Consider the following 16,340-nt stretch of genomic DNA (forward strand, 5'->3'; position numbering starts at 1 on the left):
GAGGACCCTCCGTGCCCGCACCAGCTTCCGTCCTGTTCGTCTGCGTCCACAACGCCGGCCGCTCCCAGATGGCCGCAGGGTTCCTGCGCTCGCTCGGCGGCGACGACGTCGAGGTCCGCTCCGCCGGGTCCGCGCCGAAGGACTCGATCAACCCCGTCGCCGTCGAGGCGATGCTGGAGCGCGGCATCGACCTGCGCGCCGAGGAGCCGAAGGTCCTCACCGACGAGGCCGTCCAGGCCTCCGACGTCGTCATCACCATGGGCTGCGGGGACGCCTGCCCGGTCTATCCCGGCAAGCGCTACGAGGACTGGCAGCTCGACGACCCGGCCCGCCAGGGCATCGAGGCCGTCCGCCCGATCCGCGACGAGATCGAGCGGCGGGTGCGCGGCCTCCTCGCCTCCCTGGACGTCGAGGTGGTGGCATGAACGACGTCCGGCCGAAGATCGTCGTCGTCGGCTCCGTGGCCGCCGGGACCTCCGCGGCGGCGAAGGCACGGCGCGGCAGCGAGGACGCGGAGATCGTGGTCTACGAACGCGACCACGACATCTCCTACTCGGGCTGCGGGCTGCCGTACTACCTGGGCGGCGAGGTCGAGACCATCGACGAGCTGACCCCGCGCGACGCCGCGTGGTTCGCGAAGCGCTACGGCATCGACGTGCACACCGGGCACGAGGTCACCGGCGTGGACGCCACCGCCCGGACCGTGACGGTCCGCGACCTCGCCACCGGCAGGACGTTCACCGACGGCTACGACGAGCTGGTGCTCGCCACCGGCGTGTCCCCCGTCGTCCCGCCGCTGCCCGGCATCGACGCCGACGGCGTGTTCACGCTGCGCAACCCCTCCGACGCCCGCGCCGTGCGGGCGTGGATCGAAGCACGCGGCGTCGACCGGGCCGTCGTCGTCGGCGCCGGCTACATCGGGCTCGAGACGGCCGAGCAGCTCACCAGGCGCGGCATCGACGTCACCGTGGTCGAGATGGCCGGGCACGCGATGCCCCGCCTGGACGCCGACGTCGCCGGGCTGGTGGACGACGAGCTGCGCAGTCACGGCGTCGAGCTGGTCACCGGTGCGCGGGTCACCGCGATCGAGACGGACGACGCCTCGCAGAACGGTGGACGTCACGCCGTGCGGGCCGTGCGCGTGGCCGACGGCGGGACGGACCGCCCCGTCGACGCCGGGATCGTGGTCGTCGCCGTCGGCGTGCGACCGAACCTCGACCTCGCCCGCGCCGCCGGCACCACCGTCGGCGCGACCGGCGCGATCGCCGTGGACCGCCAGGGGCGCACCGACGTCGCGCACGTGTGGGCCGTCGGGGACGTGGCCGAGAGCCACGACCTGATCACCGGAGAGCCCGCGTGGGTGCCGCTGGGGTCGACCGCCAACAAGACGGGGCGCATCGCCGGGGACGCGCTCACCGGCGGCGACCTGGAGCACCGCGGGATCCTCGGCACCTCGATCGTGCGGGTCTTCGACCTCGCCGTCGCGCAGACCGGGCTCACCGAGGACCGTGCCCGCGAGGCCGGGTTCGCCCCCGTCGTCGTGCACAACATCAAGCCGGACCGCCCCACCTACCTGGGCGGGCAGGAGATGCTGGTCAAGGCCGTCGCGGACCGCGGCACCGGGCGGCTGCTCGGCGCGCAGGTCGTCGGGCCGTCCGGGGTGGACAAGCGCATCGACGTCCTGGCCACCGCGATCACCTTCGGCGCGAAGGCCGAGGACCTCTTCCACCTGGACCTCGCCTACGCCCCGACGTACGCCACCACCAAGGACCCGGTGCACTACACGGGCATGGCGCTCGACGGCGCGATCAGCGGACGGACGCCGCTGGTCTCCGCGGCCGAGCTCGCCCGCCGCCGCGGCGACGGCGAGAACATCCAGGTGGTCGACGTCCGCTCCGCGAAGGACCGGGCGAGGTCCGCGGTGGACGGATCGGTGCACGTCCCGCTCGCGGAGCTGCGCGCCCGGGCCGGCGAGCTCGACCCGACGCTGCCGACGGTGACGTACTGCAACAAGGGCGTCACCGGCAACGCCGGGCAGAACGTGCTGCGCCTCCTCGGCTTCGGCGACGTGGCCAACCTCTCCGGCGGGAACAAGACCTACCAGCGCTTCGTGCGGGCCCGCGAGACCCCCACCCCCTCGAACTTGTCAGAATGAGCGCCGGGTATACCGGGTCCACAGCGTTCTGGTTCTGACAGCTCGGGAGAAGGAAGACTCCATGACGCAGCTCGCCCGCCGCCTGGGCACGAAGGACGCCGTCGCGATCGGCCTCGGCTCGATGGTCGGCGCCGGCGTCTTCGCCGCCTTCGGACCCGCCGCCGCCGCCGTGCTGCCCGCGGGCACCAGGTGGGCGCTGCTCGGCGCGCTCGCGCTGGCTGCCCTCGTCGCGTACGCCAACGCGACGTCGTCGGCGCAGCTCGCCGCGCAGTACCCGGTGGCCGGCGGCACGTACGTCTACGGGCGCGAGCGCCTCGGCGACTGGTGGGGCTACCTGGCCGGCTGGGGTTTCGTGATCGGCAAGACGGCGAGCTGCGCGGCGATGGCGCTGACCTTCGCCGCGTACGCGGCACCCCCGGGATGGGACCGGCCCGTCGCGGCGGTCGCGGTCGTCGCGCTGGCGGCCGTGAACTACCGCGGGGTGACCCGCACGGCCCGGCTGACACGCTGGATCGTGGCCCTCGTGCTGCTGGCGCTCGCGACCTGGACCGCCGTGGTCTGGAGCACCTCGCCCGGGCTCTTCCCCGGCACGGGGTCGGACGGTTCCGCCTCGTTCCAGGGGTGGTCCGCGGTGTACGGCGTGCTCCAGGCCGCCGGGCTGCTGTTCTTCGCGTTCGCCGGGTACGCGCGCATCGCCACGATGGGCGAGGAGGTGCGCGCCCCGCGCCGCACGATCCCGCGGGCGGTCCTGCTCGCGCTCGCGGGCGCCGTCGTGGTCTACACCGTGGTCGCCGTCACCCTGCTCGGCGCCCTGGGTCTGGACGGGATCTCGGGCACGACGGCGCCGCTGGCGGCGGCGGTCGAGGACTCGGCCTGGGCGGGGGTCGTCGTCCGGGTCGGTGCCGCTGCGGCGTCCCTCGGTGCCCTGCTGGCGCTCGTGGCGGGGATCGGGCGGACGTCGCTGGCGATGGCCCGCGAGGGCGACCTGCCGAGGTGGCTGTCGGCCGTGCACCCGCGGTTCCGGGTGCCGCACCGGGCCGAGGTGACGCTCGCCGTCGTCGTGGTGGTCCTCGTGCTCACGGTGGACCTGCGGGGCGCGATCGGGTTCTCGAGCGTCGGGGTGCTGCTCTACTACACGGTCGCCAACGCCGCAGCGTTCACCCAGACGGGCACGGACCGCCTCTACCCGCGGGCGCTGCAGGTGTTCGGGCTCGTGGCGTGCGTGGTGCTGGTCGTGACGCTGCCGGTCGCCGCGGTGCTCGCCGGGGCGGGCGTGCTCGCCGTGGGGCTCGCTCTGCGCGCCGTCCGCCTCCGCCGCGCCTCCTAGGTCCGGGTCAGTGGCGGGCCCGGCTCGCGCCGAGCGGGCCGCCGAACACGAACGAGATGCCCAGCACGTACCCGACGTCGTACCAGTTGCCGCTGTTGTGCACCTCGTACACCGAGACCGAGTCGGTGAAGAGCGAGACGACGAACGTGACGGGCAGGATCATGCCCTGCCACAGCCCGAGCCAGAACCCGGCGGGCTGGGACAGGTCGGCGGGCGCGGTGTCGAGGCCGGGGTTCGGCCCGGCCGCGCACGCCGTCAGGGCGACGGGGACGACGACGGCGAGCGCCGCCGTCGTCCAGCGCCGTGCCTGGGGCCGCCTGGTCACCTGGTGTGCCATGGGCCCATGGTGGCACCGCTCACCGCGCCCCGCCCGCGCCCAGCGTGACGAGCTGCGGCTCGGCCGGTCCGCCGCAGCAGGCGGCGCCGTTCTCGGCGTCACCGTCGCCGGCCAGGTCGGACGAGCACACACCGGTCGCGGGGAGCTCGAGCTCGACGGCGTCGGCCGCGGCGCGGTCGCCAGCCAGCGCGGCGGCCACGGAACGGACCTGCTCGTACCCGGTGGCGAGCAGGAAGGTCGGCGCCCGCCCGTAGGACTTCATCCCGACGAGGTAGAAGCCCTCGTCGGGGTGCGAGAGGACGCTCTCGCCGTGCGGCGAGACGGTGCCGCACGAGTGCAGGTTCGGGTCGATGAGGGGCGCGAGCCGTGCCGGCGCCTCCACGACGTCGTCCAGGTCGAGCCGGACCTCACGCAGCATGTCGAGGTCCGGCCGGAAGCCGGTCGCGGCCGAGACCACGTCGACGACGGCGTCGAACGACCCTTCGGTGCGCTCGCCCGGTGCGCGCCCGGTCCCGGAGACCCGGAGACGGCCGTCGGTCGCCTCCAGACGCTCGATCCCCACCCGCGTCCACAGCTCGAGGCGGCCCGCGTCGACCGCCTCGCGCAGCCGTGTACCCAGCAGGCCGCGGGCCGGGAGCTCGTCGTCGGTGCCCCCGCCGAACAGGCGGCGCGGCGACCCGCCACGGATCGCCCACACGACCTGCGTACCGGGCTCCTCGTCCGCGAGGCGGGTGAGGGCGAGCAGCGTGTTCGCCGCGGAGTGCCCCATGCCCACGACCAGCACACGGCGCCCGGCGAACCGGGCACGGTCCCGCCCGAGCACGTCCGGGAGCGGCCCGGCCAGGAAGGGTGCCGCCGCGGGCTCGCCGATCGCCGGAAGTCCGCTGGCGCCGAGCGGGTTGGTCTGCCCGTAGGTGCCGGAGGCGTCGATGACGGCGGCGGCCCGCAGGTCGCGCGTGGCGCCGTCGGACTCCGTGCGCACGAGCCAGGGGCGGCGCTCGCGACCGAGGGAGCGCGTGCGGTCCGCACCGTCGCGCGCGACGGCCGTGACGCGGGTGCCGTAGCGGATCCGGTCACGCAGCGCGGGCGTCGCGGCGAGCGGGCTCAGGTAGTCGCGGACGAGGTCGGCACCCGTCGGCAGCGCGGCGAGGTCCGGCTCCTGCCAGTCGTCGGCCAGCAACCGGCGGGACGCGGCGTCCAGGCAGTAGCGCCACGGCGAGAAGAGGCGCACGTGGCCCCAGTCGCCGACGGCGGCGCCGGGGCCGTCCCCCGCCTCGAGGACGAGCGGTTCCATCCCTCGCTCCAGCAGGTGTGCCGCGGCGGCGAGCCCCACGGGGCCCGCCCCGATCACCACGACCGGGTGCTGCGTCGTCGTCTCCATCCCACACTCCTTCATCGAAGAACGTCAATGTGTCGGGGTCAACGTATCCACAATCTTCGATGCATGACAACATGGGGGTATGACGACTCCGCTCCCCCTCGCGTCGGAGCCCCTCGCGACCGATGCCTGCTGCACGCCGCTGCGCGCCGCCGTCGCCGCCGAGGAGGCGCAGCGCCTCGCGCGAGCGTTCAAGGCGCTCGGCGACCCCACCCGCGTCCGCCTGCTGTCCACCGTCGCGGCGTCCCCCGACGGCGAGGCCTGCGTCTGCGACCTCACCGCACCCGTCGGGCTCCGCCAGCCGACCGTCAGCCACCACCTGAAGATCCTCGTCGACGCCGGGCTGCTCACCCGCGCCCAGCGCGGTCGCTGGTCCTACTACGCCGTCGTCCCCGGCGCGGTCGATCGCCTCGCCGACGACGTCCGCACCCTGGTATGACCCGTCGCCGACCGGTCGGCGCACGGAGGGTGCGGTCGTGGGTCGTCCCCCTGCGACGCCCCACGACCGCACCCACCTGACGGAGAACCGCGCGCGCAGGCACGGCTCCCTTCCCGGGACGGGTTGCTCGACGGCACGGGCCCCCGCCCGCACCTGAGGTCGGCACACCCTCCCGAGCGAACCGGGCACGGGCGGGAGGCGACGCCTCCTCGCTCGTGAGACCCCGGTCCTGCGACCGCCGGGCAAGTGCGGTCGTGGGCCGTCCCCCTGCGACGCCCCACGACCGCACCGCCTCAGCGGCAGGTCGGGTCAGCCGAGGTGCGGCGCGGGGACCATGTCCCCCGCGGGCACCCGGCGGCGTCGCGCGACGAGGGCGATCCCCGTCACGACCAGCAGGGCGGCCAGGATGCCGAGCGTCCCGGAGCTCGCTCCGGTCTCCGCCAGCGCGGCGGCACCGGACGTCGCGCCGGACCTCGTGGCCGACGACGCGGCAGGCGCCCCGTCCGATGACGCGGCCGCCGACACGCTCGGGCCCCCGCCCGAGCCGGTCGTCGTCACGCCACCGAACGAACCGGAGCCGTCGGACGCGTTGCCGTCGGAACCGTTGCCGGTTCCGTCGCCGGAGCCCGAGCCGTCGGTCCCGTCCGCGCCGTCGGTCCCGTCCGTCCCGTCGGTCCCGTCGGTGCCGTCATCCGTACCGTCGTCGGTGCCGTCGTCGGTGCCGTCGTCGGTGCCGTCGGTGCCGTTCTCGAGGACGTCGTCCACGAGCCCGTCCTCGGCGAGGACGCTGTCGACGACGCCGACCAGGTCGAGCTCGAGCAGCTCCGTGACCGTCTCGTTCAGGTCGTTGCGGAGCTCGTCGAGGAGACCGTCGGTGACACCCTCCTCCGGCTCGTCCGGACCGACGACGTCGTCGACCAGCCCGTCCTCGCCGATCAGCCCGTCGACCAGGTCCTCGACCTCGCCGTCGGTACCGAGCAGGTCGTCCACCGCACCGGTGGAGTCCACGACGTCCCCGACGACGGTGTCCACGCCGCCGTCCTCGAGCAGGTCGTCGACCACACCGTCCTCATCGAGCACCTCGCGGACCACGGCGTCGAGGTCACCCTCGAGCGCGTCGTCGAGTGTCACGTCGACGTCGTTCACCAGCTCGTCGACGAGGCCGTCCGTGACGCCCTCCTCCGGAGCGTCCGGACCGACGACGTCGTCCACGACGCCGTCCGCACCGATCAGGTCACCGACGAGGCCCTCGACCTCGCCGTCGGTACCGAGCAGGTCGTCCACGGCACCCGTGGTGTCCACGACCTCCTCGACGCCCGCGTCCACGCCACCGTCCTCGAGCACGTCGTCCACGACGCCCTCGTCGGCCACGACGTCGTCCACGACCGCGTCGAGGTCACCCTCGAGCGCGTCGTCCACCGTGGTGTCGACGTCCTCGAGCACCTCCTCGACCACGTCGTCCGTGACACCCTCCTCGGGCTCGTCGGCACCGAGGACGTCGTCCACGAGACCGTCCTCGCCCAGCACGCCCGACACCGTCTCCTCGACCGCGTCGTCCGTGCCGAGCACCTCGTCGACCTCGCCGGTCGTCTCGACGACCTCCTCGACGGCGGCATCCGCTCCGCCGTCCTCGAGGACGTCGTCCACGACGCCCTCATCGGCCACGACGTCGTCCACGACCGCCTCGATGTCGCCGGAAGCGACGTCCTCGACGGTCTGGCTGACGTCCTCCGCGACGGTGTCGACGACGTCGTCCGTCGTGGTCTCACTCGGCTCGTCGGCCCCTAGCACGTCGTCCACCGGCCCGTCCTCGCCGACGACCTCGTCGACGACGGTCTCGACCGGTTCGGTGTCGACCTCGGGCAGGTCGACGGGGGTGTCGAGGGAAGCGTCCGACAGCTCCTCCGACACTTCTTCGAGGTTCAGGTCGACCGAGGTGTTCTCGCCGACCTCGACGTCGACGACGTCGTCCTCCGCAGCATGGGCCGTCCAGGCCCCGGCGACCACGAGGCCGCCTGTGACGAGCGCTGCGTGCAGCACTCGTCGCGCGTTCGTACGCATGACAATTCTCCTGCCGTGTGACGTGGGAGCAGGTGGCAGGTCAGCCACCCTCGGCGTGACGCGCTCAGCGGCGCGACGCGGCCACGTCAGGCAGGAGAAACAGGGATCTCGAAGTCGGGCACCGGGAGCGGTGCGTGCGCCTCATGGGCCGGCAGCAGCCAGTGGCTGCCGTCGGCACGTGCCGCGGCGGCGAGCTGCGCGGCGACGTCGCCGGTGCTCGCACCTCCGCGCACGGAGATGGAGGAGGACCCGCCGGCGGCGTTGACCGCCGTCGGGGCGGCGTCGCCGTCGGAGCTCTTCGACGCCGTGGCACCGGTTCCGTCGTCCACGGCGGTCGATGCGGCCGCGAGCGGAGCGGCGGCCTCCGGCGCCGGGGCGATCGCCGACGCGAGCGCCGTACGGTCCATCGCGGGGGCGGCCGCGGGAACGGGGCGCGGAGCCGTGTCCTGCGCCGTCTCGGCGCTCTGGACGGTGGCGGCGGGCTCGACGGCGGTCGGGGCGGGACCGGCCGCGGCTGCCGGTGCGGCGGTGTCCGGGGCGATCGCCGGCGGGACCGACGTCGCGGGGACGCCGTCGCCCGTGGCGTCGCTGCTGCCGGTCACCGGCGGCAGCAGGTCCTCCACCGGGTCGAGCGCCGGGTCGAGCACGGGGTCGACCACCTCGATCACCGGGCGGACGACCGGGTCGACCAGGTCGACCACCGGGTCGAGCACCGGCGCCACCGCGTCGACGACGGGGTCGAGCACGGGGTGCAGGACGTCCACGACGGGACGGACCACCGGGTCCAGCACCGGGTCGAGCACCTCGACGACCGGGGCCAGGCTGCCCACGACCGGGGCGGCGACCTCCCGCACCGGACGGAGGACCGGTTCGACGACGGCCGCGACAGGCTCGACCACCGGGGCCAGAACCTCCGTCACCGACCCCACGACGGACCCGACGGGCTCCAGCACCGGGCTCAGGGCCTCGGTGACCGGGCGGACGACCTCGCCGACCGTCCCCGTCACGGACCCGACCGGCTCCGCCACCGGGCCGGTGATGCTCTCGACGACCTCGCCGGTGGCGCCCGTCACCGGGGCGAGCCCGTCCGTGACCGGGCGGACGACCGCGTCGAGGACGCCCCCGTCCGCGGGCCGACCGTCCGGAGGGGAGTCGGTGGGCGGGCTGCCCGCCTCACCGGGTCCGCCGTCGTCGGCCGGCACCTCGTCGGTCGGTGTCTCGTCGGTCGTGCCTGGCGGGCCGTCCGACGGGTCGGCCCCGTGGTCGGGCTCCACCGCGGGACGCGCCGGCACCACCGGGCTCAGCACGGCGTCGAGGACCCCGCCGACGGTCTCGGTGACCGGCAGGAGAACGTCGCCGGACACCGTCTCCAGCAGACCGAGCACCGGGCCCTGGTGGCTGTCGGACGACGGCCCGGGCGCATCGGCCGCAGCCTCCTGGCCGGACGCGGCGGAGTCCCCTGACTGCTCGGCGGGCTCCACGACCTCGTCACCCTGCTCGACCGGAGCTCCGTCCGGCTCGACGGCGGGCGCCTCGGCGGGCTGCCCGGAAGCCTCCGGATCCTGCGCCGGCTCCGCGTTCTGCTGGTCCTCGTCCTCGTCCGTGCCCGGCTGCTCGTCCTGCTCGTCGGCCGATCCGTCGGCATCCTTCGTCGGCTCGTCGGCGTCCGCGGTGGACTTCTCGGCCGGCCGCTCAGAGGGCTTCTCCGCGGGCTTCTTCGCGGGCTGGTCGGGCTGCTCCGCGGGCTTCTCGGCCGGCTCCGCGGACTCCTCCGCCGGCTTCTCGGCGGGCTGGTCGGGTTGCTCAGCGGGCTCAGCGGGCTCCGCGGACTTCTCCGCGGGCTTCTCGGCCGGCTCCTGCGGCTCGGTCGCCTTCGTGACCGCGTCGCCGAGCGGTTTCGTCACCGTCTCGACGGTCTTGCCGACACCGTCGAGCAGCGGGTCGGTCACGTGTTCCGTCGTGGTCTCCAGCACGCCGCCGAGCAGCCCGCCGGACCGTTCCCGGTCGTCGCCGTCGTCGGCCGCCGCGCCCGTGGCGAGCAGCAGGCCGGTCACCGCCGTGCCGAGGGTGACCCCGGCGGCGCGCAGCGTCCAGCGGCGGAGGCTCGTCGCCCCCGTGCCCCGGCTGACACGCACCATCCGGCTTCCCGCCCCCAGTTCACGTCGGACGCCTGTGACGGGCCCCACTCTGGCGCGCCCGTCGCACCGGCGCAACCGCAAGGGGCCAGGTCACCGCGTCATGAGCGGCTGCCGCGCGGGCAGCGCGTCCAGCCGCCCGGCCGTCTCGACCGCGCACCGGGCGAGCTCGCCGGCGATCTGGGTGCTCAGGCCGAGGTACGCCGCGGGGTCGATGAGGTCGCGAAGCTCGGACCGCCCGAACGCTCCGGACACCACGGGGTCGGAGAGCAGCATCTCGACGAAGGACGTGCCGCTCGTCGCCGCCGCCTGCGCGACCTCGAACACGACGTCGTGCGCCTTCTGACGCCCGATCTTCTCGCCGAGGGCCAGCATCAACGACTCCGAACCGATCATGCCCGCCGAGAGGCTGATGTTGTCGCGCATCCGGGCCGGGTCCAGCTCCAGTCCCCCCACGATGACGTCGAGCCGGGCGAGCATGTCGCCGGCCAGCACCGCGGCAGAGGCCGCGACGTCCTCGAGCAGCGCCGTCATCGCCCCATTGGCCTCCTGGTCGTGGAGCATCGACTCCAGGGCCGGGGCCGCGAGCGCCCGCAGTTCGGCGGACATGGTGAGCAGGTCGAGCGCGAGCTGCGGGTTGCGCTTGTGCGGCATGGTCGACGATCCGACGGTCCCCTCGGGGACCGGCTCGAACGCCTCGGCGAACTCGGGCTGCATGAGCGCGTAGACGTCCTTGGCGACCTTGCCGACCGTGCCCGCGAGCTGGGCGAGGACGAGGACCAGCTCCACGATCCCGTCGTTGACCGCACGCGACGGCACGCGCATGGGGTGCAGGCCGAGCCGGTGCGCCACCCCGGCCTCGATGATCCGGCCCGCGTCACCGAACGAGGCGAACGTGCCGGCCGCGCCGCCCATGAGGACGCAGAACAACCGGTCGTCGAGACGTTCCAGCCGTTCGGTGTGCGCCACGAGCTGGTCGATCCACACCGCGACCTTGAACCCGAACGTCACGGGGACGGCGTGCTGCGAGTGCGTGCGGCCCGCCATCGGCAGCTCGGCGGAGCGCTCGGCGAGCCCCGCCGCCGAGCGCAGCACCCCGGAGAGCTGACCCAGGAGCAACCGGTGGGCGTCGCGCAGCACCAGGACGTCGGCGGTCTGGGTGATGTTCTGGGTGGTCGCGCCCCAGTGCACCCAGCCGCCGTGCTTGGACCCGACGGCGCGGGCGAACTCCTCGATGAGCGGCACCAGCGGGTGGCTGGCCTCCGCCGTCGCGGCGAGGACGCGTTTGATGTCGAGCTTCTCGATGCGGGCGGTCAGTGCGATCGCGCGCGCGGACTCCTGGGGGATGAGGCCGGCGTCCGCCTCCGCGAGCGCCAGCGCGGCCTCGACGTCGAGCCGGGCCTGCCACCGGTTCTCACGGGTGAACAGCGCCGCGACGCCGGGGTCGGGGACGCGCCCCTCGGTGAAGCGGCCGAACGGTGCGACGATCATGCTTCCTCCTCGGGCCCGCCACCGGTCCGACGGCGGTGGGCAGCATGATCGTCCTCATCGGCGCCGGACGCGAGCCCCGACCGCCCCGCGAGATCGCGACCGCTAGGTAGGCCACCACCCTGAGAGGGCTGCCCTGGGACCGAGACGCTCACATCTGGGCGAGCCGTCAGCGTTCCACCAGCGCCGGACGGTCCGGGTGGTCGACGCGCACCACGACGTCGGCGGTCCGCTCGGGAGCCGCCTCACGCCGGTAGCGGCTGTACGCGGCGAGCGTCCAGGCCTCGTCCAGAGGCGTCCGGCGGGTCTCCGTCGCCGCCTGCAGCGCCAGGTGGACGGCGACGTCGACGTCCAGCCCCCGGCCGAGGGTCAGCGAGCCGTCGACCACGACGACCGCACCCGGGGCCAGCGGCTCGTAGGCCGCACGGGTCGACCGTCCGGAGCCGAGGTCCCGCAGGGTGGGCAGGTACCGGCCCTGGCCGACGACGGCGTGCAGCACCTCCCGGTTCAGGCCGCCGACGTCGATCCGCTCGTCCAGCAGCGCGTCGGGGTCGTGGTGGCCCCGTTCCAGCCGCAACGACGGGGGCCGCAGGAAGTCGTCGACGTGCACCCGCCCGACGGGTCGCCCGGCGACCCGCAGGGGCGCGACCAGCGCGTCGGCGAACGCGGCGGGCGCCGTGGACGGGTGCCCGTCGACCAGCACCCGCACGGGCCGGTCGCCCGGCCGGGCCACCACCCGCTCGACGACGTGCGCGACGGCACCGTCGAACGTCACGGGGCGGACCTGCATCCGGCCATGCTGCCACGGCGCCGCCGCACCGGATGTTCACCACCTCGTCGGTTCCATGTACGGCGGTCTCGTAATTCGCCGTCACCTCGGCCGGGTCGGATACCGGTATCGCCGGTCGCGGAACTCGTCCCGGCGAGCCGCCCTCCGCCCGAAAGGAACGACCATGCGCTCCCGCACCCTTCCTGCCCTCGGTGTCCTCGGCCTCGGGGCCGCCCTGCTCGCCGGCTGCTCCGGCTCCGCGGAGGCCGGCGACACGCCGTCCGCCGCGCCGTCGGACCCCGACGCCCCGATCACGTTCGCCACGACCCCGCTGGGCGACGACCCCGGCGCAGAGAACCCCGTCGAGGCCTTCGCGGAGCTCGTCACCGCCGAGACCGGGCGGGAGGTCGAGATCGTCGACGTGCCGGACTACACCGCCGTCGTGGAGGCGCTGCGCAACCACCACGTCGACATCGGGTTCATGAGCGGGTTCCCGTCCGCGCTGGCCGTCAACACCGGCGAGGTCGACGCCCTGGTCGCCTGGCCCGGCAACGACGAGCCGGTGTCGACCTGCCTGGTGATGGACGACTCGGAGCTGCAGTCCCTCGAGGACGTCACGCCCGAGACGGTCGTGGCGTTCGCCGACCCGGCGTCCAGCTCGGGGTACTTCATGCCCACCGCGATGCTGCACAAGGCCGGTCTCGAGGCGGACGCGGACTACACCCCGATGTTCTCCGGCGGTCACGACATGTCCTTCATCGCACTCGCCGAGGGCCAGGTGGACGTGGCCTGCACCTCGACGATCTTCCCGACCATGGCCGGGCTCGGCGACCCGATGTTCCCGTTCGAGGAGGGCGAGACCCGCTCCATCGGGGTCAGCGCCTCGATGCCCGTCGCCGTCACGGTGCTCGCCGACCAGCAGCTCGCCGCGGACAAGCGCGCCGAGCTGCTCGAGGCGCTGCCGACGGTCTTCGTCGAGGAGAACGCCGACGAGCTCGGCGCGATGCTGGAGGCCATGCAGGGCACCGAGCCCGTCCTCGAGCCCGGTGACGACATCTTCCAGCCGTTCGTCGACATCGCCGCGATCGCCGACGTCGACATCTCGGACCTGGGCTGACCGTGACGACCCTCGCACCCACCTCCAGGCCGTCGGGAAGCACCGTGGGGCCCGCTCCGGCGCCGTCGCTGGTCTCCGTGTCCGGCCTGCGCGTCGCCTACGGCGACGGCCCCGTCGTGCTCGACGGCGTCGACCTCGACCTGGCCCCGGGAGAGACGGTCGCCCTGCTCGGGTCGTCCGGCTCGGGGAAGTCGACCCTGATGCGTTCCCTGACCGGCTTCGCGCCGATCGTCGGCGGCAGCGTCGACGTCGTCGGCCACGACATGACCCGGCTGCGCCGGGGCGAGCTGCGCCGGGTGCGTGCCGACGTCAGGCAGGTCTTCCAGCAGTTCAACCTGGTCGGACGCCTGTCGGTGCTCACCAACGTGCTCGCGGGCGCGCTGCACGACGCCGGTCCGCTCAACTGGGTGGGCGGCTTCGGCTCCGCGTACCGGCAGCGGGCCATGGCCCTGCTCGACCGCGTCGGGATCGCGCACAAGGCGAACGTCCAGGCCCGGACCCTGTCCGGCGGGCAGCAGCAGCGCGTGGCGATCGCCCGGGCGCTGATGCAGCAGCCCCAGGTCGTCCTCGCCGACGAGCCCGTGGCGTCCCTCGACCCGAGGATGTCGCACACCGTGCTCGACCTGCTGCGGGAGATCGCGCGAGAGGACGGCATCCCCGTGTTGGTCAGCCTGCACGTGCTGCCGCTCGCGCTGGAGCACTCCGACCGCGTCGTCGGGCTGCGCCACGGCGAGGTGCTCGTGTCCGCACCGACCGCGTCCCTCGACGCCGACGCGCTCGCCGTCGTCTACGACGGGATCGAGGAGTCCACCGATGAGCAGCACTGACACGCGCCCGCCGAGCACGGCTCGCGGCGGCACCGGGCATCACGAGCACGCCGCGCAGCCGCTGACGGCGGCCGAGCGGGACCGCATCGAACGGGCCTTCACCGTCCCGCGCGCCCGGTTCCTGCTCGGCGTCCCGGTCGCGCTCGCCGTCCTGTGCTGGTCCGCCGTCGGTGCGGAGTTCGACGTCGCCAAGCTCGGCGAGGGCGCGGCCAACATGACGGAGTTCCTCACGCGACTGTTCCCGCCCAGCTGGGACAAGCTCGACGTGATCGTCGACCAGCTCGTCGAGACGCTGCAGATGGCGGTCATCGGCACCGTGCTGGGTGCCGTGCTGTCGCTGCTCATGGCGTTCGCCGCGTCGTCGAACATCGCGCCGCGGTGGGTCTACTACCCGGCCCGCTGGACGATGAACGTCATCCGGTCGCTGCCCGACCTGGTGTTCGCCCTCATGTTCGTCTCGGCGGTCGGCCTCGGGCCCTTCGCCGGCATCCTCGCGATGACGGTCGGATCGGTCGGGTCCATCGGCAAGGTCTTCGCCGAGGCCATGGAGTCCGTCGACACCGGCCCGGTCACCGCCATGCAGGCTGTGGGCGCCTCCCGCCGGCAGGTCGTCCAGTACGGGATCCTCCCGCAGGCCGGACCTCTGCTCGTCTCTTACACGCTCCTGCTGTTCGAGGGCAACGTCCGCGGCGCGACCATCCTCGGGATGGTCGGCGCGGGCGGCATCGGCCTCGAGCTCACCACCGCCATGAAGATGTACGACTACGGGCACCTGTCCGCGATCGTCATCTGCATCATCGTGCTGGTCACGGCCATCGACCAGGCCAGCGCCGTCATCCGGAGGAAGATCACGTGACCACGCTCGACACCACCACCACCGCGCCGGACGCCACCGGTCCGACGACGGCCGCCCGGCTGCCGCTGTCCGCCCCGGTGAACCTGCGCGACCTGGGTGGCATCCCCCTGGCCGCCGGCGTCGTCCGGTCCGGCGTCGTGCTGCGGTCCGACGACCTGTCCACGACGGACCCGGCCTCCGCGGAGGAGCTGGTGGCCGGCGGGCTGCGCGCCGTCGTCGACCTGCGTTCGTCCGACGAGCTGGCGCTCACCGGACGGGGCGTGCTCGGTACCCGGCCCGGGGTGAGCTACCACCACGTGCCGTTCCTCGCCGACATCGGCGACGCCGCGACGGCCGGCGGCGGCGCCCCGGGCGGGGACCCGGCCACCATGCTCGACCAGTCCCGCTTCGGCGCCCTGTACCTGCGCATGTACGAGGGTGCGGCCGCACAGATCGTCACCGCGCTCGCCGTCGTCGCGTACTCCCCCGGCACGGTCGCCTTCCACTGCGCCGCGGGTCAGGACCGGACCGGCGTGCTCGCCGCGGCGCTGCTGCTCACCCTCGGGGCCGGCGAGGAGGCGGTCGTCGCCGACTACGCCCGTACGGGGGAGAGCTCGGCGGCGATCCAGCACCGGCTCGCCCCGGTGCTCGGCCCGCTGATGGCCCGGTTCGGTCTCGACCTGGACGCCGCCGCCCGCGCCGCGAGGCGCACCGCGTTCTCGCCGGCGCCGATGCGGGAGCTGCTCTCCGCCCTCGTCGAGCGGCACGGCGACCCGCTCGTCCCGCTCCGGGCGGCCGGGCTGACCGACGGGCTCGTCGACCGGCTCCGCGAGCGGGCCCTGGCGACGACGACGGGTGCCGCGTGACGTCGGCGCCACCCGTGCGACGACCCGGCCGCCCCCGCGTCGCCGGGCACGACGAGCGCATCCTCACCGCCGCCGTCGCGCTCCTGGACCAAGGCGAGGACATCACGGTCTCCCGGGTCGTCGAGGCCAGCGGGGTCAGCCGCGCGACGATCTACCGACGTTGGCCCTCCCTGCCGGACCTGGTCGCGGCGGCCCTCGACCAGGGGCGCGAGCCGTACGAGGTCCCGACCGAGGGCGACCTGCTGGAGAACCTCCTGGCGGCGCTGTCGCCCACCGCTCACCCCGCCGGGCGCGACTACCCGGAGCGGAGGTTCCGCCTGCGGCTGCGGCTGGCGATGTCGGACCGGCGCATCGCCCAGGCGTACTGGCGCTCCCACGTGGCGCGGCGGCGGTCGGCGCTGGTGGCCGTGCTGCACGCCGGCATCGACCGCGGCGAGCTGCGCGAGGACCTCGACGTCGAGTCGAGCATCGACCTCGTCAACGGGGTCTTCTACTACCAGTACGTCGTGCGCGGGGTGTCCCTCTCCGACCCCGATGCGATCGAGCGGTGCCGCGAGGCGGTCCGCACGGCGTGGCGCGGGATGCTGGTGGAGCCGCGCTGACGTC

General features: G+C 74.2%; 15 protein-coding genes. 9 read left to right on the forward strand and 6 right to left on the reverse strand.

Features of this window, described 5'->3' with window-relative positions; translation table 11 throughout:
• Positions 1 to 11 precede the first annotated feature (11 nt).
• The 3 genes from AC3RJ8_RS16385 (at position 12) to AC3RJ8_RS16395 (ending at position 3,482) form a co-directional block, all read left to right on the forward strand.
• Positions 12 to 425 carry an arsenate reductase ArsC gene (locus AC3RJ8_RS16385; protein ID WP_489713611.1) on the forward strand — a complete coding sequence of 138 codons (414 nt, stop codon included), beginning with the start codon at positions 12 to 14 and terminating at the stop codon, positions 423 to 425.
• Positions 422 to 2,155, forward strand: a complete 1,734-nt coding sequence (locus tag AC3RJ8_RS16390) for an FAD-dependent oxidoreductase (protein WP_489713612.1) — start codon at positions 422 to 424, stop codon at positions 2,153 to 2,155. Before AC3RJ8_RS16385 ends, AC3RJ8_RS16390 begins: the two co-directional genes overlap by 4 nt.
• 61 nt (positions 2,156 to 2,216) lie before the next feature.
• Positions 2,217 to 3,482: an APC family permease gene (locus AC3RJ8_RS16395; RefSeq protein ID WP_489713613.1), complete on the forward strand. Its 1,266-nt coding sequence runs from the start codon at positions 2,217 to 2,219 to the stop codon at positions 3,480 to 3,482.
• A gap of 7 nt (positions 3,483 to 3,489) precedes the next feature.
• On the opposite strand, the gene AC3RJ8_RS16400 is transcribed toward AC3RJ8_RS16395, so the two are convergent.
• Positions 3,490 to 3,819 (reverse strand): hypothetical protein, encoded by a 330-nt coding sequence (locus AC3RJ8_RS16400; protein ID WP_489713614.1) that lies wholly within the window; start codon positions 3,817 to 3,819, stop codon positions 3,490 to 3,492.
• Between the two features lie 19 nt (positions 3,820 to 3,838).
• Positions 3,839 to 5,200 (reverse strand): FAD-dependent oxidoreductase, encoded by a 1,362-nt coding sequence (locus tag AC3RJ8_RS16405; protein WP_489713615.1) that lies wholly within the window; start codon positions 5,198 to 5,200, stop codon positions 3,839 to 3,841.
• A 79-nt stretch (positions 5,201 to 5,279) separates the two neighbouring features.
• Between AC3RJ8_RS16405 and AC3RJ8_RS16410 the strand changes: the two genes are divergently transcribed.
• On the forward strand, positions 5,280 to 5,636 hold the full coding sequence (locus tag AC3RJ8_RS16410) for an ArsR/SmtB family transcription factor (RefSeq protein WP_489713616.1): 357 nt from the start codon (positions 5,280 to 5,282) through the stop codon (positions 5,634 to 5,636).
• 309 nt (positions 5,637 to 5,945) lie between these two features.
• On the opposite strand, the gene AC3RJ8_RS16415 is transcribed toward AC3RJ8_RS16410, so the two are convergent.
• The 4 genes from AC3RJ8_RS16415 to AC3RJ8_RS16430 all read right to left on the reverse strand — a co-directional run bounded on the left by AC3RJ8_RS16415 (position 5,946) and on the right by AC3RJ8_RS16430 (position 12,110).
• A complete protein-coding gene (locus AC3RJ8_RS16415; RefSeq protein ID WP_489713617.1) occupies positions 5,946 to 7,697 on the reverse strand; it encodes an LPXTG cell wall anchor domain-containing protein in 1,752 nt (583 codons plus the stop codon).
• An 86-nt stretch (positions 7,698 to 7,783) separates the two neighbouring features.
• The gene (locus AC3RJ8_RS16420; RefSeq protein ID WP_489713618.1) at positions 7,784 to 9,835 is read right to left on the reverse strand and encodes a hypothetical protein; all 2,052 of its coding nucleotides are present in this window, start codon (positions 9,833 to 9,835) and stop codon (positions 7,784 to 7,786) included.
• A 90-nt stretch (positions 9,836 to 9,925) separates the two neighbouring features.
• Positions 9,926 to 11,323: a class-II fumarase/aspartase family protein gene (locus AC3RJ8_RS16425; RefSeq protein ID WP_489713619.1), complete on the reverse strand. Its 1,398-nt coding sequence runs from the start codon at positions 11,321 to 11,323 to the stop codon at positions 9,926 to 9,928.
• Positions 11,324 to 11,489: 166 nt separating this feature from the next.
• Positions 11,490 to 12,110, reverse strand: a complete 621-nt coding sequence (locus AC3RJ8_RS16430) for a nucleoside/nucleotide kinase family protein (RefSeq protein ID WP_489713620.1) — start codon at positions 12,108 to 12,110, stop codon at positions 11,490 to 11,492.
• 163 nt (positions 12,111 to 12,273) lie between these two features.
• Between AC3RJ8_RS16430 and phnD the strand changes: the two genes are divergently transcribed.
• The 5 genes from phnD to AC3RJ8_RS16455 are packed head-to-tail and all read left to right on the forward strand — an operon-like array spanning position 12,274 to position 16,336.
• On the forward strand, positions 12,274 to 13,206 hold the full coding sequence (phnD, locus tag AC3RJ8_RS16435) for a phosphate/phosphite/phosphonate ABC transporter substrate-binding protein (protein WP_489713621.1): 933 nt from the start codon (positions 12,274 to 12,276) through the stop codon (positions 13,204 to 13,206).
• A 44-nt stretch (positions 13,207 to 13,250) separates the two neighbouring features.
• Positions 13,251 to 14,033, forward strand: a complete 783-nt coding sequence (locus AC3RJ8_RS16440; RefSeq protein WP_489713622.1) for a phosphonate ABC transporter ATP-binding protein — start codon at positions 13,251 to 13,253, stop codon at positions 14,031 to 14,033.
• Positions 14,020 to 14,889 (forward strand): phosphonate ABC transporter, permease protein PhnE, encoded by an 870-nt coding sequence (gene phnE / locus AC3RJ8_RS16445; RefSeq protein ID WP_489713623.1) that lies wholly within the window; start codon positions 14,020 to 14,022, stop codon positions 14,887 to 14,889. Before AC3RJ8_RS16440 ends, phnE begins: the two co-directional genes overlap by 14 nt.
• Complete coding sequence (locus AC3RJ8_RS16450) at positions 14,886 to 15,734, forward strand: tyrosine-protein phosphatase (RefSeq protein WP_489713624.1); 849 nt, start codon at positions 14,886 to 14,888, stop codon at positions 15,732 to 15,734. Before phnE ends, AC3RJ8_RS16450 begins: the two co-directional genes overlap by 4 nt.
• On the forward strand, positions 15,731 to 16,336 hold the full coding sequence (locus AC3RJ8_RS16455) for a TetR/AcrR family transcriptional regulator (protein ID WP_489713625.1): 606 nt from the start codon (positions 15,731 to 15,733) through the stop codon (positions 16,334 to 16,336). Before AC3RJ8_RS16450 ends, AC3RJ8_RS16455 begins: the two co-directional genes overlap by 4 nt.
• The last annotated feature ends 4 nt before the right edge of the window (positions 16,337 to 16,340 follow it).

It is taken from the genome of Isoptericola sp. MSGPD8_1_ISO-PGPR-S23-394, from assembly GCF_058072785.1.